The organism is Streptomyces sp. NPDC090077 (assembly GCF_044747545.1).
Classification (GTDB): Bacteria; Actinomycetota; Actinomycetes; order Streptomycetales; family Streptomycetaceae; genus Streptomyces.
This window is the reverse complement of record NZ_JBIVEG010000058.1, coordinates 1-18,873: the sequence shown is the minus strand read 5'-3', so window position 1 is coordinate 18,873 and position 18,873 is coordinate 1. Positions and strand designations below refer to the sequence as shown.

Sequence of the window (18,873 nt, the reverse complement as noted above, 5' to 3'; positions counted from 1 at the left end):
GCCACCCGAACCGGCCCCGCCCGGCAGGCCGCCGGACGGAGTCCGGCGCAGCGGCGCGAAGCCGGTAAGGCCGCCCGCGGCCGCACCGCGCAAGCGGCGCGTCAAGAAGGGGCGGCGCGTCAAGAAGGGTGCGGCGGGCGGCCGCCCAGGCGGGAGACCGCGTCGGCGGCTGCGCGGCAGCCGGCCCGGGCGGCCTCCGCGGCGGTCGCCCCCGCGAGGCGGGCCGCCAGGAAGCCCCCCGCGAAGGCGTCCCCGGCCCCCGTGGTGTCCACCGTCTCGGCCGGCTCCGCCTCGACCTCGGCGGTGATCCGGCCGCCCTCGGCGACGAGCGCCCCGCCCGCGCCCCGGGTGACGACCACCACCGGCACCCGCCGGCTGAGCTCCTCCGCCGCCCGCGCCGGCTCCGGGACGCCCGCCAGCAGCCGGGCCTCGTCCTCGTTCGGCAGGAGCACCCCGGCCCCCGTCACGGCGGCCAGGAACCGTTCGGGGCCCAGCTCGGCCAGGAACCCCGCCGAGGCCGGATCGACGCTGACCGGCACCCCGTGCGTCCGGGCGGCCCGCAGCGCGACCAGGGCCAGCTCCCGGCTGCACTCCGAGAAGAACAGGTAGCCCGACAGGTGCAGGTGCCCGGCGCCGTCCAGCAGGGCGGGCACCCAGTCAGCGGGGCACAGCCGCAGCGAGGCCCCGCTGTCGGTCAGGAAGGTGCGCTCCGCGTCCTCGCCGACCAGCGCCACCACCGTCCCGGTCGGTTCCGCCGGGTCCACCACCAGCCGGGGCCGTACCCCCGCGTCGACCAGCGCCCGCTCGTGCCAGCGGGCCGACTCGGAACCCACCCGTGCGAGCAGGCGCACCTCCGCGGTGCCCGCACGGGCCGCCCAGCAGGCCGCGTTGGCCCCGGCCCCGCCGGGGAGGGTGCGGATGCGGGCGGCGGTGTCGGTGGCCGGGGCCAGGGGCTCGCTGTGCACCGCCACCACGTCCGTCACCACGTCGCCGACCACGAGCAACGCCCCCGGCAAGGCCCCCGGCAGGACCTCCGGCGCCGCCGTCATGCGCGCGCCGCCCAGGCCCGCGCGATCCGGGCCCCGAGCCGCACGTTGCCGCGTACCGCGGCCAGGTTCGCCTCCAGCGAGGCACCGCCCGTCGCGCGCACCAGGAACCCCAGCAGGAACGGCGTCACCGCCTGCCCCGTGATCCCCCGCTCCCGGCACTCGGCCAGGGCCTCGGCCAGGACCCGGTCGTGCAGGGCCGGATCCAGCTGTTCCGCCTCCGCCACCGGGTTGGCGACCAGCAGCGCCGACTCCGGCCCGCCGACGGCGTCCTGAGCGGCCATCACCGCCGCCACCTCCTCCGGGTCCTCCACCGTCCAGTCGACCGGCTCTCCCGAGTCGGCCAGGTAGAAGCCGGGGAAGCGCCGCGTCCGGTAGCCGACGACGCCGACCCCGAGCGTTTCGAGGCGCTGGAGCGTGGCCGGCACGTCCAGGATCGACTTCACCCCCGCGCACACGACCGTGATCCGGGTCCGGGCGAGCAGCGACAGGTCCGCCGACTCGTCCTGCGAGAGCGTCCACTCCCGGTGGACGCCGCCCAGCCCGCCCGTGGCGAACACCCGCAGCCCCGCCCGCGCGGCCAGGAGGGCCGTCGCCGACACGGTCGTCGCCCCGGTCGCCGCCGTCGCGAGGGCGGGCGCGAGGTCCCGGTGGCCCAGCTTGCGCACCCCCTCACCGGCGGCGATCCGCTCCAGCGCGGCCTTGTCGAGACCGACCCTCGGGACCCCGTCCAGCACGGCGACGGTCGCCGGTACGGCGCCCTCCGCCCGGACCAGTTCCTCCAGTTCCAGCCCCACCTCCAGATTGCGGGGGCGCGGCAGGCCGTGCGCGATGATCGTCGACTCCAGGGCGACGACGGGCCGGTGCGCGGCGACCGCCTCGCGCACTTCCTCGGACAGGACCGGTCCACCGGACGAGGGCGCTGTTGCTCTGTGCTGTGGCATGTCCCCATCCCTGGCACGGGATTCGCGCCCCCAAACACGCCCCTCCCGCTCCGGCGCGAACCTGTCCGAGTAACGTGCCCGGATGGACACCCGGAGCTTCTACGACGAACTCTCCTCCCGCTACGACCTCATGTACGCGGACTGGGACGCGAGCATCACCCGTCAGGGCCGTGCTCTGGACGCCCTGCTCAGGGCTTCGCTGGGCCCCGGGCCGCACACCGTGCTCGACAGCGCCTGCGGGATAGGCACCCAGGCCCTGGGCCTGGCGGGCCTGGGCCACCGGGTCACCGGCACCGACCTCAGCCCCCGCGCCGCCGCCCGCGCCGCCCGCGAGGCGGCCGCCCGCGGTCTGGAACTGCCGTTCGCGGCGGCCGACATGCGCGCGCTGCCCTTCCCCGACGCCTCCTTCGACGCCGTCGTGTGCGCCGGCAACGCGCTCCCGCACCTGCTGACCGCCGAGGACGTGGACGCCGCACTGGCCGAAACCCGCCGGGTGCTGCGCCCCGGCGGGCTGTTGCTGCTCTCCACCCGCCCGTACGGCGAGCTGCGCCGGACCCGTCCCGCGAGCCAGGCCCCGTACGTGCGGACCGGGCCGGAGGGCCGCACCGTCACCTTCCAGCTGTGGCACTGGCACGCGGACGGCGAGCGCTACGACGTGGAGCTGTTCCAGCTGCTGCCGTCCGGGGAGACCTGGAACACGCGGACGTCGACCGCCACGTACTGGGCGCTGACCGAGGAGGAGACGGCGCGGTACGTGCGGCACGCGGGCTTCGGCGAGCCCGTCTGGCACGCCGCCGCGGAGACCGGCTTCCACCAGCCCGTTCTCGGCGCGCGCCGGCCGGTGGTGCGGACGCGCTCGACGGAGTGACGCGTCGGACGCGCCCGCGCTGGACGCTCTGGTCACCGCGCCGGCGGGGGCGGCGGCCCTAGGCTGACGCACCATGAGCACCAGTGATCACAGCGCCCCCGCCTCCTTCGCCGTGTCCGTCGCGGACGTACCCGACGCCGAACTGGAGGCCGAGGAACTCGATCCCGCGCAGATCCTCTCCGGCACGCCGGTCGTGACCGGCAAGGTGCTGTGGGAGTCGGCGGACGGCACGCAGATCCGGGGGATCTGGCAGATCACCCCCGGGGTGGTCACCGACACCGAGGCGGACGAGCTGTTCGTGGTGGTCAGCGGCCGCGCCACCATCGCGGTCGAGGGCGGCGCGACCTTCGAGGTGGGCCCCGGCTCGGCCTGTGTGCTGCGCGAGGGCGACCGGACCACCTGGACGGTCCACGAGACGCTGCGCAAGGCCTACCACATCAACTGCTGAGGCCCCCCGGCTTCGCCGGCTCCGGGTGGCGGCGGGCGGTGAACAGGGCGAGCGCCGCCATGGGCAGCAGCAGCGCGGCGCCGATCGCGTTGAGCCAGCCGTAGCCGGCCAGGGACATGACCAGCCCGGCGGCGGCCCCGCCGACCCCGGCGGCGGTGTTCATCGTCAGGTCGCTCAGGCCCTGTACGGCGGCCCGTGCGACCGGGGGCACCGAGTCGGTCAGCAGCGCCGAGCCGGAGACCAGTCCGGCGGACCAGCCGAGCCCGAGCAGGAAGAGGCCGGCCGTGGTCTGGGCGTGGTTCGCGCCGGCGGTGCCGGCCAGCAGGGCGGCGAGGGAGAGCAGCCCGGCCGCGAGCCCGATCACGGAGAGCCGGCCGAGGCGGTCGGCGAGCCAGCCCATGACGGGGGAGAAGGCGAACATGCCCGCGATGTGGATGCTGATCACCAGGCCGACGAGGCGCAGGTCGGCGCCGTGGTGGCCGAGGTCCATCGGGGTCATCACCATGATCGAGACCATGGCGGTGTGCGACACGGCGATGGTGAGCAGGGCGAGCCCGGCCCGTGGCGAGGCCTTGACGGCGGCGACGCCCGCGCGCAGCGAGCCGGCCTGACGGGACTGCCCGGCGGGCCCGGCCAGCGCCCGGGCGGTCAGCAGCGGGTCGGGCCGCAGGAGCACGGCGATCAGTGTGCCGGTGAGGACGAAGACGGCGCAGGCCCAGACGAAGGGCCCCGCCGCCTGGGGTATGGACGTGTCGGCGAAGCTGTAGCTGGCGGGGGCGGAGAGGTTGGGGCCGAGCACCGCGCCGATGGTGGAGGACCAGACGACGAGGGAGATCGCGCGGGCGCGCCGGTCGGGCGCGGCGAGGTCGGCGGCGGCGAAGCGGGCCTGGAGGTTTGCGGAGGAGGCGGCGCCGAAGGCGGCCATGCCGAGCATCAGCAGCGGGAAGTTCCGGACCACGGCGGCCAGGACCACCAGGGCCGCGCCGGCCGCGCCGATCGCGTACGCCACCACCAGCCCCGGCCGGCGTCCGCGCCTGGTCATCAGGGCGGCGAGCGGCAGCGAGACCAGGGCGGTGCCGATCACGGCGGCGGTGGAGGCGAGGCCGGACAGGGCCTCGGTGCCGCTGATCTCGGTGGCCAGGACGGGGGCGAGGGCGATGCTGATCGGCACGCCCAGGCCGCCCAGCACCTGCGAGGCCATCAGCACCGCGGACGTGCGGCGCTGGAGCCGGGGCAGGTCGGCCGCCCCGACCGGCGCGGCCGCGCCGGTGGTGCCGGGGGAGGCGCCCTCGCCGGACGCCCCCTTCGCGGGGGGTCCGGCGGGACCGGACGGGACGGGGCCTGGTGCGGCAGGAGTGGTCACGGCGGCAGTTTCCCACTGCGGGCCGCGCGGGGAAACCGGGTATCGCGGCCCGGCTCCCCACGGCCACCCGCTGTCACCGCCGTGCCGGAAGCCGCAGGTCAGAAGAGGGGCTGTGGGAGTACGCCCTCCAGCGCGAGCAGGATCCGCTTGGTTTCCACACCACCGCCGAAGCCCCCGATCCCGCCGTCGTTCTCCACCACGCGGTGGCAGGCCACGACCACGGGCAGCGGGTTCGAGCCCATGGCGTTGCCCACGGCCTGGGCCGCGCCCGGCTGCCCGGCGCGGGCGGCCAGCTCCCCGTACCCGACGACCGACCCGTACGGCACCGAGCGGTCGAGCTCCAGCAGCACCTGGCGGTTGAAGCCGGAGCTGAGCCGCCAGTCCAGCGGCAGCTCGAAACGCCGCAGCGAACCGGCGAAGTACGCCTCCAGCTGGCGTATCGGCTCCGCGAGCAGCACCTCCTGGCCCGGGTCCGGCCGCCAGGCGTCCGCGCCGAGCCGGGAGACCAGCGAGCCGATCATCCGGCCGGCCCGGTCCGGGCGCGCGTGGAACTCGACCCGGACCAGCCCCTCGGGGGTCGCGGCGAGGAGCAGGGGGCCGATGTCACTGGGGACGACGGTCCATTCGAGGTGCGGCCCGCGGGGCCGCTCGGTGCTGTCCACGACTCCACGGTACGGCCCGCCGCCGACAGCGCGGACGGGCCGGGCCCCGCTCCCGGCTCAGAAGCCGATCACGGCGTTCCGCACCACGTCGGGGGCGTTCGTGATGATCCCGTCCACGCCCATGTCCCGGACCTTGCGGGCGGTGGCGGCGTCGTCCACGATCCAGGTGTCCACCTCCATGGCCCTGCCGTGGGCGCCGGGCAGCCGGTGCACCGCCGCCACCCAGTCCGCCGAGATCGTCGTGTGCCACGGGTTGATCCGGTCCGTGAACTCCGCGTAGCGCGGCAGGTCGGCCACGGCCGGGGTGCCCAGGAAGGCCGTGACCAGGTCGGGGCGCAGACCGTGCACGGTCTTCACGGAGTCGGCGCTGAAGCTCTGCACCACTAGGCGCCGCGCGACGTGGTCCCGGTCGAGCCAGCCCAGCTCGTCCAGGAGCTCCAGCGTCTCCTCCTCGATCCCGGGGTAGAGCTCGGGCTTCTTGATCTCCAGCAGCAGCTTCTGCCGGTTCTGCCCGACCCGCTCCATGTACTCGCGCAGGGTCGGCACCCGGGCGCCGGCGAAGCGCGGCGCGAACCAGCTGCCCGCGTCCAGCCGCCGGATCTCGGCCGCGGTGAAGTCCCTGACCCGCCAGGGCGACCGGCCGGGGAAGACCTGCTCGGCGTCGGTGGTGCGGGCGAGGGTGTCGTCGTGGACCACCACCAGCTCGCCGTCCCTGGTCCGCTGGACGTCGTTCTCGACCCAGTCGAAGCCCAGCCGCCCGGCCAGGTCGATCGCTTCGAGGGTGTTCTCCGGGGCGTACGCGGAGGCCCCCCGGTGGGCGTACACGACGGGGCCCAGGACCCCGCCCGCGGCCCCGGGGGAGCCGGGGCCCGGTGCGGGGGCGGCCGGGGAGGCCGTCCCGCCGAGCACCGTGAGGGCGAAACCCAGGATCGCGGCGGCTGCCGCGGTGGCGGGTCGGACGTACATGTGCGTTCTCCTCGGGTCGTGAGCCCTGGTCCTGCGTCAGACGGGTGCGGAGCGGGAGCCGTTGCCGCGGCGCGCTTCACGGCGGAGCGTTCACCGCGATCATCGGCAGGAAGATCACCGGGACGCCACCGAACTACGACAAACAGACCGGAAAGGAGGAGATCCGCTCCGCCCGCCGGACCTGTGGGAGGGCCCGGGGGGCCGGTGGAAGGGCGTGAGTGTCAGTGCGGGGTCGTACGGTGGACTCATGCGGCCCGTATCGAAGATCGAACGCACGGTGGCACCCTTTGAGGTCGTCAGCCCGTACCAGCCCAGCGGTGACCAGCCGGCGGCCATCGCCGAGCTGGAGAAGCGCATCCGCGCAGGTGAGAAGGACGTCGTGCTGCTCGGTGCGACCGGCACGGGCAAGTCGGCGACCACGGCGTGGATGATCGAGAAGCTCCAGCGCCCCACGCTGGTGATGGCGCCGAACAAGACGCTGGCCGCCCAGCTGGCGAACGAGTTCCGCGAGCTCCTGCCGAACAACGCCGTCGAGTACTTCGTCTCGTACTACGACTACTACCAGCCCGAGGCCTACGTACCGCAGTCGGACACCTACATCGAGAAGGACTCCTCGATCAACGAGGAGGTGGAGCGACTGCGTCACTCCGCGACCAACTCGCTGCTGACCCGCCGCGACGTGATCGTCGTCGCCTCCGTGTCCTGCATCTACGGCCTCGGCACCCCGCAGGAGTACGTGGACCGGATGGTCCCCCTCAAGGTGGGCGAGGAGATCGACCGGGACCAGCTGCTGCGCCGCTTCGTCGACATCCAGTACACGCGCAACGACCTGGCCTTCACCCGCGGCACCTTCCGGGTGCGCGGCGACACCATCGAGATCTTCCCGGTCTACGAGGAACTGGCCGTCCGCATCGAGATGTTCGGCGACGAGATCGAGGCCCTGTCCACCCTGCACCCGCTGACCGGCGAGGTCATCAGCGAGGACCGCGAGCTCTACGTCTTCCCCGCCAGCCACTACGTCGCCGGCCCCGAGCGCATGGAGAAGGCGATCACCGGCATCGAGGCCGAGCTCGCCGAGCGGCTCGCCGAGCTGGAGAAGCAGGGCAAGATGCTGGAGGCCCAGCGGCTGCGCATGCGCACCACCTACGACCTGGAGATGATGCGCCAGATCGGCTCGTGCTCCGGCATCGAGAACTACTCGCTGCACATGGACGACCGCGAGCGCGGCTCGGCGCCCAACACCCTCATCGACTACTTCCCCGAGGACTTCCTCCTCGTCATCGACGAGTCGCACGTCACCGTCCCGCAGATCGGCGCCATGTACGAGGGCGACGCCTCGCGCAAGCGGACCCTGGTCGACCACGGCTTCCGGCTGCCGTCCGCGCTCGACAACCGGCCGCTGAAGTGGGAGGAGTTCCTGGAGCGGGTCGGCCAGACCGTCTACCTGTCGGCCACCCCCGGCAAGTACGAGCTCTCCCGCGGCGACGGCTTCGTCGAGCAGATCATCCGCCCCACCGGCCTCGTCGACCCCGAGGTCGTGGTCAAGCCCACCGAGGGCCAGATCGACGACCTCGTGCACGAGATCCGCACCCGGGTGGAGAAGGACGAGCGGGTGCTGGTCACCACCCTCACCAAGAAGATGGCCGAGGACCTCACCGACTACTTCCTGGAGCTCGGCATCCAGGTCCGCTACCTGCACAGCGACGTGGACACCCTGCGCCGCATCGAGCTGCTGCGCGAGCTGCGGGCCGGCGAGTACGACGTCCTGGTCGGCATCAACCTGCTGCGCGAGGGCCTCGACCTGCCCGAGGTGTCGCTGGTGGCGATCCTCGACGCCGACAAGGAGGGCTTCCTGCGCTCGGGGACCTCCCTCATCCAGACCATCGGCCGAGCCGCCCGCAACGTCTCCGGCCAGGTCCACATGTACGCGGACAAGATCACTCCGGCGATGGAGAAGGCCATCGAGGAGACCAACCGGCGCCGCGAGAAGCAGATCGCCTACAACACGGCCAACGGGATCGACCCGCAGCCGCTGCGCAAGAAGATCAACGACATCGTCGCCACCATCGCCCGGGAGGAGCTGGACACCGAGGAGCTGCTCGGCACCGGCTACCGGCAGGCCAAGGAGGGCAAGGGCGCCAAGGCGCCGGTCCCCGCGCTCGGCGGCAGGGCCGCTGCCGCCGCCCCGGCCAAGGGGAAGGGCGGCAAGGGGGCCAAGGCGGCCGCGGCCGCCGCGCCGACCGACCGGCCCGCCGCCGAACTGGCCGCGCTCATCGAGCAGATGACCGAGCGGATGAGGGGAGCGGCCGCCGAGCTCCAGTTCGAGGTCGCCGCCCGGATCAGGGACGAGGTGGGCGAGCTGAAGAAGGAGCTTCGCCAGATGAGGGAAGCGGGCCTCGCCTGACCGGGGGGCTGTCAGTAGGGTGTGGAAACGCCGCAGGTGCACGCTGCGGGCCCTGAGGGGCGGGCTAAGGAGAGGGGAACGCGCGTGACGGTCAACATGACCAAGGGTCAGGCCATCAGTCTGCAGAAGCAGGACGGCGGCACGCTGACGGCGGTCCGGATGGGCCTCGGCTGGCAGGCGGCCAAGCGCCGCGGGCTGTTCGGCTCGCGGACGCGGGAGATCGACCTGGACGCGTCGGCGGTGCTCTTCGCCGACAAGCAGCCGGTGGACGTGGTGTTCTTCCGGCACCTGCAGAGCGACGACGGCTCGGTCCGTCACACCGGCGACAACCTGGTCGGCGGCGTGGGCCAGGGCGGGGACGACGAGGCCATCCTCGTCGACCTCCAGCGGGTCCCCGTCCACATCGACACGATCGTCTTCACGGTGAACTCGTTCACCGGCCAGACCTTCCAGGAAGTGCAGAACGCCTTCTGCCGCATCGTCGACGAGACCAACGGCCAGGAGCTGGCCCGCTACACCCTCGACGGCGGCGGCCAGTACACCGCGCAGATCATGGCGAAGGTGTCCCGGAACGGCGCCGGCTGGCAGATGACGGCCCTCGGCAACCCGGCCAACGGCCGGACCTTCCAGGACCTGATGCCGGCGATCCTGCCGCACCTGTAAGCACCTGTAAGCACCTACAAGCACCTGTAGAAGCAGGACCGGACAAGAGAAGAAGGCACGGGGGAGGGGCTGCACGATGACGGCCGAACTGGTCCGGGGGCAGAACCACCCCGTGCCCCACGACAGGGTCGAGGTCAGGGTCTCGGCGGGCACGCCCGTGCTCGCCCTGGCCTCCCTGGCCGACGAAGAGGGCCGCCTCGCCGGCCCCGCCGCGCTGGCCCGGCCGGGCGGTCCGGCCCCCGCCTGGCTCCGGCTGCCGCAGGAGGTCGCCGACCGGCACACGCTGGCCGTCGACCTCGGCGCCGTCGAAGCGGAGGTCCACCGGATCGGCCTGCTCATCGTGCTGCCGCCCGGCGGACCGCTGGGATTCGGCTCCCTGCCCGCGCCGCACGCGGCGGTCGCCCCGCCGGACGGGCCCGAGTTCGCCGGCTTCACCCTCACCGGGCTGGACGCCGAGACCGCCGTCGTGGCCCTGGAGCTCTACCGGCGCCAGGGGGCCTGGAAGGTCCGCGCCGTCGGCCAGGGGTACGCCGAGGGCCTCGGCGCCCTGCTCGCCGACGGCGGCCTGCCCGCGCCCGAGGCCGCCGGGCTCGCCGCGCAGGCCCTGCGCGAGGCCGCCGGGCCCGCCGCGGGCGACCGCACGCTCGCCGCCCTGCCCCCGCAGGCCCAGGGCGCGCCGCACGCCGACCGGCAGGCGGCCCCCGCCCCCGTACCGCCGGACCCGCTCCCGGTCTCCGGGGTCCCTTACCCGGGCACCCCCGGCCCCGCGCCCGCCGCCCCGGGGGACAGCGCGTCGGTGCCGGGCCCGCCCACCATCGACTACGCGCACCCGCGCCGCCGGCGCACCAGCGCCGAGGCGCCCGAGCCCGCCCCCCGGCCCGCGCCCGCCGACGGGCCCGGCCGGCCCCCGGCCCCGGTCGCCGGCGACGCCTCCGGCTGGTCCATGGACGAGCGGCTCTACAACCAGGTCTGGGGCATGTTCGAGGACCTGGCCCGCACGGTCGCCGCCTACCGCAGCGCCGTCGACTTCGCCGACGCGCGGCAGGACCGCGAACTGGACGAGGCCCTGTCCGACCCGCGCCACCGCATCGGCGGCGCCGGGGACGCCGCCCGCCTGACGGCCCGGGCCCGCCGGGACGACCTGGTCGCGCAGGCCAGGGCCGTCCTCGACCGGGACCTCGCCCAGCTGGTCGCCGAGTCCGAGGTGGTCGAGCCCGCGCTGCCGGCCGCGTACGCCCGCTGGGACAACCCCGTCTGGCACGGCGGCGGCGTCCCCGAGGAGGCCCCGCTCGCCCTGCGCCTGGGCAACCTGAGCCTGCCCGAGATGCCGGGCCTGCGGATCCCGATGCTGATGCGGGTCCCGCTGGAGCGCGGCCTGTGGATCGACAACGGCCGTACCGGTTCCGAGGCCGCCATGGCCATGGACACCGACCGGCTGCGCCGTGCCGCCATGGACATGGCCGTCGCGCACGCCGTACGGCTGCTCGCGGTGCACCCCGCCGACCGGTTCTCCGTCCACGTCATCGACGCCGCCGGGGCGGGCGCGGCCTCCCTGGCCCCGCTGGTGCGGGCCGGGGTGCTCGCGGCGCCGCCCGCCGCCGGCGCCGAGGGCGTGGGCCGGACCCTGGCGCAGCTGACGCGGCGCGTGGACCTCGTACAGATGGCGCTGCGCGCCGGCGCCCCCGAGGACCTGCCCGCGGACGTGGACCGGGCCGAGCAGCTGCTCGTCGTGCACGACTTCCCGCACGGCTTCGACGACCGGGCGGTCACCCAGCTGCGCTACCTGGCCGACGAGGGCCCGGCGGTCGGGGTGCACCTGCTGATGGTCGCGGACCGGGAGGAGGCCTCCGCTTACGGGCCGCTGCTGGACCCGCTGTGGCGCTCGCTGATGCGGCTGTCCCCGGTGCCGGACAGCCACCTCGCCGACCCCTGGGTGCAGCACGCCTGGACCTTCGAGCCGGACCTGCCCCCGCAGGGCAGCACGGTGCTCGAAAGGGCCCTGGACCGGGTGAGGGAGGCGCGGCGCACGGCCCGCCCGTGAGCGGCCCATGACCGACGGGTGACCCCCTCTTGGGGAGACCTTTACCTTTTACCTCTTCGGCGGGTATCCTGGGGCCCGCGGAGGGGAGTATTCCTGCTATTTCCTGCGCGGCGTGCCCGTCAATACGGACCACTGTGGTGATCTGACGCAGTGGCTCCCGGGGCGCCGGCCCGCGGCCTTCCGGCCGCCGGGTGGAAGAGACCTCCGGCAGCGATGACGCTGACCATGTGCTGAGCCATCCGCCGGAGGCGTGAATACTGTGGACGTTTCGTTGACCCTGTGGGTGCTGACCGTTGCCGGTCTGTGCATCCTCATCGGCGCCGATTTCCTTATCGGCCGCAAACCGCACGACGTTTCGATCAAGGAAGCGGGCATCTGGACCGTCGTCTGGATCGTGCTCGCCGTCCTCTTCGGCCTCGGCCTGCTGTTCTTCGGCAACGGCCAGGCCTCCCAGGAGTTCTTCGCCGGTTTCATCACCGAGAAGTCCCTGAGCGTCGACAACCTCTTCGTCTTCGTCCTGATCATGGCGAAGTTCTCCGTACCCTCCCACCTCCAGCAGCGCGTCCTGCTGGTGGGCGTACTGATCGCCCTCGTACTGCGCGCGATCTTCATCGCGGCCGGCGCCGCGATCATCACCACCTTCTCGTGGGTCTTCTACATCTTCGGCGGCTTCCTGATCTACACCGCCTGGAAGCTCATCCAGGAAGCCCGCAAGGACGAGGACGAGGACGAGTTCGAGGAGAACCGCCTCCTGAAGTCCATCGAGAAGAAGTTCGGCGTCGCCGACCGCTACCACGGCACCAAGCTCTTCATCCAGGCCAACGGCAAGCGCGTGCTGACCCCGCTGATGGTCGTCATGCTCGCCATCGGCACCACCGACGTGCTCTTCGCCCTGGACTCGATCCCCGCGATCTTCGGCCTGACCCAGGACCCGTACATCGTCTTCACCGCCAACGCCTTCGCCCTCATGGGTCTGCGCCAGCTGTACTTCCTGATCGGCGGCCTGCTCAAGAAGCTGGTCCACCTCAGCTACGGCCTGTCGGTGATCCTCGGCTTCATCGGCGTCAAGCTCGTGCTGCACGCCCTGCACGAGTCCGGGGTGCACGTCCCGCAGATCTCCATTCCGGTCTCCCTGGGCGTCATCTGCGGTGTCCTGGTCATCACCACCATCACCAGTCTCATCGCCTCGAAGAAGCAGGCCGCGGCCGAAGCCGCCGCCGTGGAGACGAAGAGCGTCGACGCCTGACCGGCCGACCGCACGGCGACGGGCCCGGGAGCCACTGCTCCCGGGCCCGTCCCGTACCCGCGGCACGCCCGCCTCAGGCCACCGCGGGCTCGCTCCTCGCCGCCCGCGCCGGGGCCGGCCGGGTCTCCGGGAGCAGGGCGAAGCAGCCCAGGCTGACCAGCGACACCCCCGTCAGGTACACCGCCACGCCCCACGGCGGGCCCGCACCGTCCGCCAGGGCCGTCGCCACCACCGGGGTCAGCGCACCGCCCAGCACGCCGCCCAGGTTGTAGCCGACGGCCGCACCCGTGCAGCGCAGGCGCGGGGCGTACAGCTCCGGCAGGTAGGCGCCGACCACCGCGAACATCAGCACCATCGCCAGCAGCGCCCCCACGCAGCCCACCGTCATCAGCAGCGGATCCGCCGTGTCCAGCAGGGTGACGAAGGGGAACATCCACAGCGCGCACGCCGCGCTGCCGGCCAGACACAGCGGCCTGCGCCCCCAGCGGTCCCCGAGCACCGCCAGCCAGGGGGTGACCAGCCCCATGACCAGGACCGCGGCCATGACGACGGTCAGCATCACGGTACGGTCCACCCCGAGCCGGACGGTCGCGTACGCGAGGGACCAGGTGGTGACCGTGTAGAAGACGGCGTACCCGACCGCCATCGCCCCGCCGGTCAGCAGCAGCGGCCGCCAGTGGCCGCGCAGCACCTCGGCGAGCGGCGCCCGGGCCTGCCGGCCGTCCTCGGCGAGGGAGCGGAACTCCGGGGTCTCCTCGACGGACCTGCGCAGCCACAGCCCCGCCAGCGCCAGCAGCCCGGCCGCCCAGAACGGCACCCGCCAGCCCCAGGCCGCGAAATCGGCTTCGCTCAGCGCCCCGGACAGCCCCAGCGTCAGGCCGTTGGCCAGCAGGAAGCCCGCCGCCGGGCCCATCTGCGGGAAGCTCGACCACAGCCCGCGCCGGTGCGCCGGGGCGTGCTCGGCGGTCAGCAGCACCGCCCCGCCCCATTCGCCGCCGAGGCCCAGACCCTGGAGGAAGCGCAGCAGGAGCAGCAGGACCGGCGCGGCGATGCCGATGGCGGCGAAGGAGGGCACGCACCCGACGGCCACCGTGGCGAGGCCGGTCAGCAGCAGCGAGCCGAGCAGCACGGGGCGGCGCCCGTAGCGGTCGCCGACGTGGCCGAAGAGGGCCGAGCCGAGCGGGCGGGCGAGGAAGCCGACGCCGAACGTTCCGAAGGCGGCGAGGGTCCCGGCGAGCGGGGAGAAGGAAGGGAAGAAGAGCGGGCCGAGCACCAGGGCGGCGGCCGTGCCGTAGACGAAGAAGTCGTAGAACTCGATGGCGGTGCCGACCAGGGCGGCGGTGGCGAGCCGCAGCATCGACGGGGAGCCCGGGGAAGGCGCGGGGGACGGGGAGGGGTGTTGTTGCATGGTGCAGCAACTACCCCGCCCCGCACCCCCGGGACAAGCGTTCGGTCAAGGTCGACCGGAAGGAGTGCACGGCCCCGCGGAGTTGACCGCGGCGCCGTCGGCCGGATTCCCTACCAGCCGCGCTCGCGCCACTCCGCGAGGTGCGGGCGCTCGGTGCCGAGCATGGTGTCGTTGCCGTGGCCCGGGTAGACCCAGGTCTCGTCCGGCAGCTGCCCGAACAGCTTGGTCTCGACGTCGTCGAGCAGGCTGGCGAAGTTCTTCGCGTCGCCCCCCGTGTTGCCCACGCCGCCCGGGAAGAGGCAGTCGCCGGTGAACACGTGCGGGTGCCCGTGCGGGTCGTCGTAGACCAGCGCGATCGAGCCGGGGGTGTGCCCGACCAGGTGGCGCGCGGTCAGGGAGACCCGCCCGACGGTGATCGTGTCGCCGTCCTGGACCAGGACGTCCGTGGGGACCGGGATGCCCTCGGCGTCGTGGGCGCCCGCGTAGGTGCGCGCGCCGGTGGCGTCGACGACGGCCTGGAGCGCGCCCCAGTGGTCGCCGTGCTGGTGGGTGGTGACGACGGACTCGATGCCGTCGTCGCCGATCAGGTGCAGCAGGGTGTCCGCCTCGGCTGCCGCGTCGATCAGCAGCTGCGCGCCGGTGGCCCGGCAGCGCAGCAGGTACGCGTTGTTGTTCATGGAACCGACCGCGACCTTGGAAATCATCAGGTCCGCGAGTTCGTGCACGTCGGCCGGACCGCCGACCTTGACCGCTCCGCTGTACGTCATGTCGGAATCCTAGAGCGCGGGGAGTTCGGGGAGGTGGTCGCCGGCCGTGACGGCGAGGTGGGCTCCCTGGAGGCCGCGGCCGGCCAGCCAGCCGAGCAGCTCGTCCTTGGAGCCGGCGAGGGTCACCGGGGTGCCCTCCGTGCCGCCCGTGCGCCCGACCGGCTCGCCGCCGAGGAGGGTGAGGGTGACCGGGGGGACGTCGGGACGGCCGGACCAGCGGTCGGCGAGGAAGGCGATCTCCCGGTCGGTGAACTCGTCGGAGAGGTCGTCGAGCTCGTAGCCGATGTTCAGGTCGACGTGGTGGAGCTCGACCTCCACCAGGCGGCGGAAGGGCACGTTGGCGGCCAGGTCGGTGACGCCGTTGCGCAGCTCGACGGTGCGCTGCCAGTCCTGGGCGGGCTCGCCGGTGGCGAGGAAGCGGGCCCCGGAATCACGGAGGTCCGCCAGGTGTTCTTCCAGGGGCCGTCCGGCATCGCGCTCGATGTCCGCGTCGCGGGCCGTGCCGCTCTCGTACATGGGGCGGCCCTCGAGGACGTTCACGAGGGCGTCGGCGTTGCGCGCCAGGTGGGCCAGGATGTGGCCGCGGGTCCATCCCGGGAGGTGTGACTCCTCGGAGAGGGAGGCGTTGTCCAGTTTCGCGACCGCGGTCAGCAGCCGGTCCGTGGCTTCACGTACAGAGGCCAGGTCGTGCACATGATCAGTCATGGATCCGAGCCTAGTGCGCACGGGCCCTCGCCACACGATCGGGTGAAGCGGTCCCGGGAGTGCCGTAAATCGAATGTGCGTGCTATACGCTCGGAAGCCAGACTCCATCCCATCGCAGAGGCGCCCCCCATACCCTGGACAGTCGGGGCCCGTGCCCCCGCTCTCTCAAGAAAGGTGCGACCGGCGTGACCGACCGTCTCATCGTTCGTGGCGCTCGCGAGCACAACCTGAAGAACGTCTCGCTCGACCTGCCCCGCGACTCGCTCATCGTCTTCACCGGCCTCTCCGGCTCGGGCAAGTCCTCCCTGGCCTTCGACACGATCTTCGCCGAGGGCCAGCGCCGTTACGTCGAGTCGCTCTCCTCCTACGCCCGGCAGTTCCTGGGGCAGATGGACAAGCCCGACGTCGACTTCATCGAGGGCCTCTCGCCGGCCGTCTCGATCGACCAGAAGTCGACCTCGCGCAACCCCCGCTCCACCGTCGGCACGATCACCGAGGTCTACGACTACCTCCGCCTGCTCTTCGCCCGCATCGGCAAGCCGCACTGCCCCGAGTGCCGCCGCCCGATCTCCCGGCAGTCGCCGCAGGCGATCGTCGACAAGGTCCTCGCGCTCCCCGAGGGCAGCCGCTTCCAGGTGCTGTCCCCGCTGGTCCGCGAGCGCAAGGGCGAGTTCGTCGACCTCTTCGCCGACCTCCAGACCAAGGGCTACAGCCGGGCCCGGGTGGACGGGGAGACCATCCAGCTCTCCGAGCCGCCCACGCTGAAGAAGCAGGAGAAGCACACCATCGAGGTGGTCGTCGACCGCCTCACCGTCAAGGACAGCGCCAAGCGCCGGCTCACCGACTCCGTCGAGACCGCCCTCGGCCTCTCCGGCGGCATGGTGATCCTCGACTTCGTCGACCTCGCCGAGGACGACCCCGAGCGCGAGCGGATGTACTCCGAGCACCTCTACTGCCCCTACGACGACCTCTCCTTCGAGGAGCTGGAGCCCCGCTCCTTCTCCTTCAACTCGCCCTTCGGCGCCTGCCCCGAGTGCACCGGCATCGGCACCCGCATGGAGGTCGACCCGGAGCTGATCGTCCCGGACGAGGACAAGTCCCTGGACGAGGGCGCCGTCTCGCCGTGGGCGCTCGGCCACACCAAGGACTACTTCCAGCGGCTGATCGGCGCCCTCGCCGGGGAGCTGGGCTTCCGGACCGACATCCCGTGGGCCGGGCTGCCGCAGCGGGCGAAGAAGGCCCTGCTGCACGGCCACAAGACCCAGATCGAGGTCCGCTACCGCAACCGGTACGGCCGCGAGCGGGCCTACACGACGGCCTTCGAGGGCGCCGTGCCGTTCGTCAAGCGCCGGCACGCGGAGTCCGAGAGCGACGCCAGCCGCGAGCGCTTCGAGGGCTACATGCGCGAGGTGCCCTGCCCGACCTGTGCGGGCACCCGGCTCAAGCCGATCGTGCTCGCGGTGACGGTGATGGAGCGCTCCATCGCCGAGGTCGCCGCGATGTCGATCAGCGAGTGCGCCGACTTCCTGGGGCGGATGAAGCTCGACGCCCGCGACAAGAAGATCGCCGAGCGGGTCCTCAAGGAGGTCAACGAACGGCTCCGCTTCCTCGTGGACGTGGGCCTGGACTACCTCTCCCTGAACCGCGCCGCGGGCACCCTGTCGGGCGGCGAGGCCCAGCGCATCCGGCTGGCCACCCAGATCGGCTCCGGCCTGGTCGGCGTGCTGTACGTCCTCGACGAGCCGTCCATCGGCCTGCACCAGCGCGACAACCACCGGCTGATCGAGACGCTGGTACGGCTGCGGGACATGGGCAACACGCTCATCGTCGTCGAGCACGACGAGGACACCATCAAGGTCGCCGACTGGGTCGTGGACATCGGCCCCGGCGCCGGCGAGCACGGCGGCAAGGTCGTGCACAGCGGCTCCCTGAAGGAGCTGCTGGAGAACGGCGAGTCGATGACCGGCCAGTACCTGTCGGGCAAGAAGTCGATCCCCGTCCCGGACGTGCGCCGCCCCGTGAACGGCGAGCGCAGGCTCACCGTCCACGGCGCCAAGGAGAACAACCTGCGGGACATCGACGTGTCCTTCCCGCTGGGCGTGCTCACGGCGGTCACCGGCGTCTCCGGCTCCGGCAAGTCGACCCTGGTCAACGACATCCTGTACACCCACCTGGCGCGCGAGCTGAACGGCGCCCGGTCGGTCCCCGGCCGCCACACGCGGGTGGACGGCGACGACCTCGTCGACAAGGTCGTGCACGTCGACCAGTCGCCGATCGGCCGGACCCCGCGCTCCAACCCGGCGACGTACACGGGCGTCTTCGACCACGTGCGCAAGCTCTTCGCCGAGACGATGGAGGCGAAGGTGCGCGGCTACCTGCCGGGCCGCTTCTCCTTCAACGTCAAGGGCGGCCGGTGCGAGAACTGCTCCGGCGACGGCACCATCAAGATCGAGATGAACTTCCTGCCGGACGTGTACGTCCCGTGCGAGGTGTGCCACGGCGACCGGTACAACCGGGAGACGCTGGAGGTGCACTACAAGGGCAAGTCCATCGCCGAGGTCCTGAACATGCCGATCGAGGAGGCACTGGACTTCTTCGAGGCCGTGCCGACCATCGCCCGGCACCTGCGCACGCTGAACGAGGTGGGGCTCGGCTACGTCCGCCTCGGCCAGTCCGCGCCGACGCTGTCGGGTGGCGAGGCGCAGCGCGTGAAGCTGGCGTCGGAGCTGCAGAAGCGGTCGACGGGCCGGACGGTGTACGTACTGGACGAGCCGACGACGGGCCTCCACTTCGAGGACATCTCGAAGCTGATCAAGGTGCTGTCCGGGCTGGTGGACAAGGGGAACTCGGTGATCGTCATCGAGCACAACCTCGACGTCATCAAGACCGCGGACTGGGTCGTCGACATGGGCCCCGAGGGCGGCTACGGCGGCGGCCTGGTGGTGGCCGAGGGCACCCCGGAGCAGGTCGCGTCGGTGGGCGCGAGCCACACCGGCAAGTTCCTGCGGGACATCCTGGGTGCGGAGCGGATCTCCGACGCGGGGGCGCCCGTGGCTCCGCCGAGGAAGCGGGCGGCGACGAAGAAGGCGGCCCCGGCCAAGAAGACGACGGCCCGCCCCCGCAAGTCGTAACCGCTCCGGCCGCGTGTGGGGGCCGCTGCGCGGGGCTGGTTCCCCTACCCGCCCTTCGCCCGTTCCCCGGGCTGCGCCCGGACCCCTTGCGCCTCAAACGCCGGCGAGGCTGAAATCAGCCTCGCCGGCGTTTGAGGCGACGGGCGCGCAGCGCCCGTACGGGGTCAGGGGCGGAGCCCCTGGGAACGGTGGAAGGGCGGGTAGGGGACCC

At 72.9% G+C, this 18,873-nt stretch carries 15 protein-coding genes; 7 read left to right on the top strand and 8 right to left on the bottom strand.

The window, feature by feature from the left end; genetic code table 11:
* Nucleotides 1-119: 119 nt before the first annotated feature.
* Both ACIPW5_RS39410 and ACIPW5_RS39405 read right to left on the bottom strand, forming a co-directional pair.
* Nucleotides 120-1,049, bottom strand: coding sequence for a carbohydrate kinase family protein (locus ACIPW5_RS39410; protein WP_401256205.1), 930 nt, complete (start codon nucleotides 1,047-1,049; stop codon nucleotides 120-122).
* Entirely contained in the window at nucleotides 1,046-1,990 is a 945-nt protein-coding gene (locus ACIPW5_RS39405; protein ID WP_401256202.1) for a pseudouridine-5'-phosphate glycosidase, read from the bottom strand. The genes ACIPW5_RS39410 and ACIPW5_RS39405 overlap by 4 nt, the downstream gene beginning before the upstream one ends.
* An 82-nt stretch (nucleotides 1,991-2,072) precedes the next feature.
* Here ACIPW5_RS39405 and ACIPW5_RS39400 point away from each other — a divergent pair, with 82 nt between their 5' ends.
* Entirely contained in the window at nucleotides 2,073-2,858 is a 786-nt protein-coding gene (locus ACIPW5_RS39400) for a class I SAM-dependent methyltransferase (RefSeq protein ID WP_401256199.1), read from the top strand.
* Between the two features lie 73 nt (nucleotides 2,859-2,931).
* Nucleotides 2,932-3,306: a cupin domain-containing protein gene (locus ACIPW5_RS39395; protein ID WP_401256196.1), complete on the top strand. Its 375-nt coding sequence runs from the start codon at nucleotides 2,932-2,934 to the stop codon at nucleotides 3,304-3,306.
* Here the strand turns inward: ACIPW5_RS39395 and ACIPW5_RS39390 are convergent.
* The 3 genes from ACIPW5_RS39390 to ACIPW5_RS39380 form a co-directional block, all read right to left on the bottom strand.
* Complete coding sequence (locus tag ACIPW5_RS39390) at nucleotides 3,296-4,507, bottom strand: MFS transporter (protein ID WP_401256208.1); 1,212 nt, start codon at nucleotides 4,505-4,507, stop codon at nucleotides 3,296-3,298. The genes ACIPW5_RS39395 and ACIPW5_RS39390 overlap by 11 nt on opposite strands.
* A 260-nt stretch (nucleotides 4,508-4,767) precedes the next feature.
* Nucleotides 4,768-5,331: a methylated-DNA--[protein]-cysteine S-methyltransferase gene (locus ACIPW5_RS39385; protein WP_401256193.1), complete on the bottom strand. Its 564-nt coding sequence runs from the start codon at nucleotides 5,329-5,331 to the stop codon at nucleotides 4,768-4,770.
* Between the two features lie 57 nt (nucleotides 5,332-5,388).
* Nucleotides 5,389-6,297 carry a glycerophosphodiester phosphodiesterase gene (locus tag ACIPW5_RS39380; protein ID WP_401256190.1) on the bottom strand — a complete coding sequence of 303 codons (909 nt, stop codon included), beginning with the start codon at nucleotides 6,295-6,297 and terminating at the stop codon, nucleotides 5,389-5,391.
* A 247-nt stretch (nucleotides 6,298-6,544) separates the two neighbouring features.
* Here ACIPW5_RS39380 and uvrB point away from each other — a divergent pair, with 247 nt between their 5' ends.
* From uvrB to ACIPW5_RS39360, 4 genes are all read left to right on the top strand, one after another.
* Nucleotides 6,545-8,701 carry an excinuclease ABC subunit UvrB gene (gene uvrB / locus ACIPW5_RS39375; RefSeq protein WP_401256187.1) on the top strand — a complete coding sequence of 719 codons (2,157 nt, stop codon included), beginning with the start codon at nucleotides 6,545-6,547 and terminating at the stop codon, nucleotides 8,699-8,701.
* Between the two features lie 84 nt (nucleotides 8,702-8,785).
* Nucleotides 8,786-9,364, top strand: coding sequence for a TerD family protein (locus ACIPW5_RS39370; protein ID WP_401256184.1), 579 nt, complete (start codon nucleotides 8,786-8,788; stop codon nucleotides 9,362-9,364).
* A 76-nt stretch (nucleotides 9,365-9,440) separates the two neighbouring features.
* Nucleotides 9,441-11,405, top strand: a complete 1,965-nt coding sequence (locus ACIPW5_RS39365; protein WP_401256181.1) for a TerD family protein — start codon at nucleotides 9,441-9,443, stop codon at nucleotides 11,403-11,405.
* A gap of 259 nt (nucleotides 11,406-11,664) precedes the next feature.
* Nucleotides 11,665-12,651, top strand: a complete 987-nt coding sequence (locus ACIPW5_RS39360; RefSeq protein ID WP_401256178.1) for a TerC/Alx family metal homeostasis membrane protein — start codon at nucleotides 11,665-11,667, stop codon at nucleotides 12,649-12,651.
* A 73-nt stretch (nucleotides 12,652-12,724) separates the two neighbouring features.
* Here the strand turns inward: ACIPW5_RS39360 and ACIPW5_RS39355 are convergent, their stop codons facing one another.
* From ACIPW5_RS39355 to ACIPW5_RS39345, 3 genes are all read right to left on the bottom strand, one after another.
* Nucleotides 12,725-14,059 carry an MFS transporter gene (locus ACIPW5_RS39355; protein WP_401256175.1) on the bottom strand — a complete coding sequence of 445 codons (1,335 nt, stop codon included), beginning with the start codon at nucleotides 14,057-14,059 and terminating at the stop codon, nucleotides 12,725-12,727.
* 110 nt (nucleotides 14,060-14,169) lie between these two features.
* Entirely contained in the window at nucleotides 14,170-14,826 is a 657-nt protein-coding gene (locus ACIPW5_RS39350; protein ID WP_401256172.1) for an MBL fold metallo-hydrolase, read from the bottom strand.
* Between the two features lie 9 nt (nucleotides 14,827-14,835).
* A complete protein-coding gene (locus ACIPW5_RS39345; protein ID WP_401256169.1) occupies nucleotides 14,836-15,531 on the bottom strand; it encodes a maleylpyruvate isomerase family mycothiol-dependent enzyme in 696 nt (231 codons plus the stop codon).
* Between the two features lie 185 nt (nucleotides 15,532-15,716).
* On the opposite strand from ACIPW5_RS39345, the gene uvrA reads away from it, so the two are divergent.
* The gene (uvrA, locus tag ACIPW5_RS39340; protein ID WP_401256168.1) at nucleotides 15,717-18,662 is read left to right on the top strand and encodes an excinuclease ABC subunit UvrA; all 2,946 of its coding nucleotides are present in this window, start codon (nucleotides 15,717-15,719) and stop codon (nucleotides 18,660-18,662) included.
* Nucleotides 18,663-18,873: the final 211 nt, after the last annotated feature.

What these genes read in the sequence shown, in the direction of transcription:
- ACIPW5_RS39355 (WP_401256175.1), bottom strand. Translation starts at nt 14,059, where the DNA reads ATGCAACAACACCCCTCCCCGTCCCCCGCGCCTTCCCCGGGCTCCCCG.
- ACIPW5_RS39400 (WP_401256199.1), top strand. Translation starts at nt 2,073, where the DNA reads ATGGACACCCGGAGCTTCTACGACGAACTCTCCTCCCGCTACGACCTC.
- ACIPW5_RS39365 (WP_401256181.1), top strand. Translation starts at nt 9,441, where the DNA reads ATGACGGCCGAACTGGTCCGGGGGCAGAACCACCCCGTGCCCCACGAC.
- ACIPW5_RS39350 (WP_401256172.1), bottom strand. Translation starts at nt 14,826, where the DNA reads ATGACGTACAGCGGAGCGGTCAAGGTCGGCGGTCCGGCCGACGTGCAC.
- ACIPW5_RS39395 (WP_401256196.1), top strand. Translation starts at nt 2,932, where the DNA reads ATGAGCACCAGTGATCACAGCGCCCCCGCCTCCTTCGCCGTGTCCGTC.
- ACIPW5_RS39405 (WP_401256202.1), bottom strand. Translation starts at nt 1,990, where the DNA reads ATGCCACAGCACAGAGCAACAGCGCCCTCGTCCGGTGGACCGGTCCTG.
- uvrB (WP_401256187.1), top strand. Translation starts at nt 6,545, where the DNA reads ATGCGGCCCGTATCGAAGATCGAACGCACGGTGGCACCCTTTGAGGTC.
- ACIPW5_RS39410 (WP_401256205.1), bottom strand. Translation starts at nt 1,049, where the DNA reads ATGACGGCGGCGCCGGAGGTCCTGCCGGGGGCCTTGCCGGGGGCGTTG.
- ACIPW5_RS39390 (WP_401256208.1), bottom strand. Translation starts at nt 4,507, where the DNA reads ATGGCCTCGCAGGTGCTGGGCGGCCTGGGCGTGCCGATCAGCATCGCC.
- ACIPW5_RS39380 (WP_401256190.1), bottom strand. Translation starts at nt 6,297, where the DNA reads ATGTACGTCCGACCCGCCACCGCGGCAGCCGCCGCGATCCTGGGTTTC.
- ACIPW5_RS39345 (WP_401256169.1), bottom strand. Translation starts at nt 15,531, where the DNA reads ATGACTGATCATGTGCACGACCTGGCCTCTGTACGTGAAGCCACGGAC.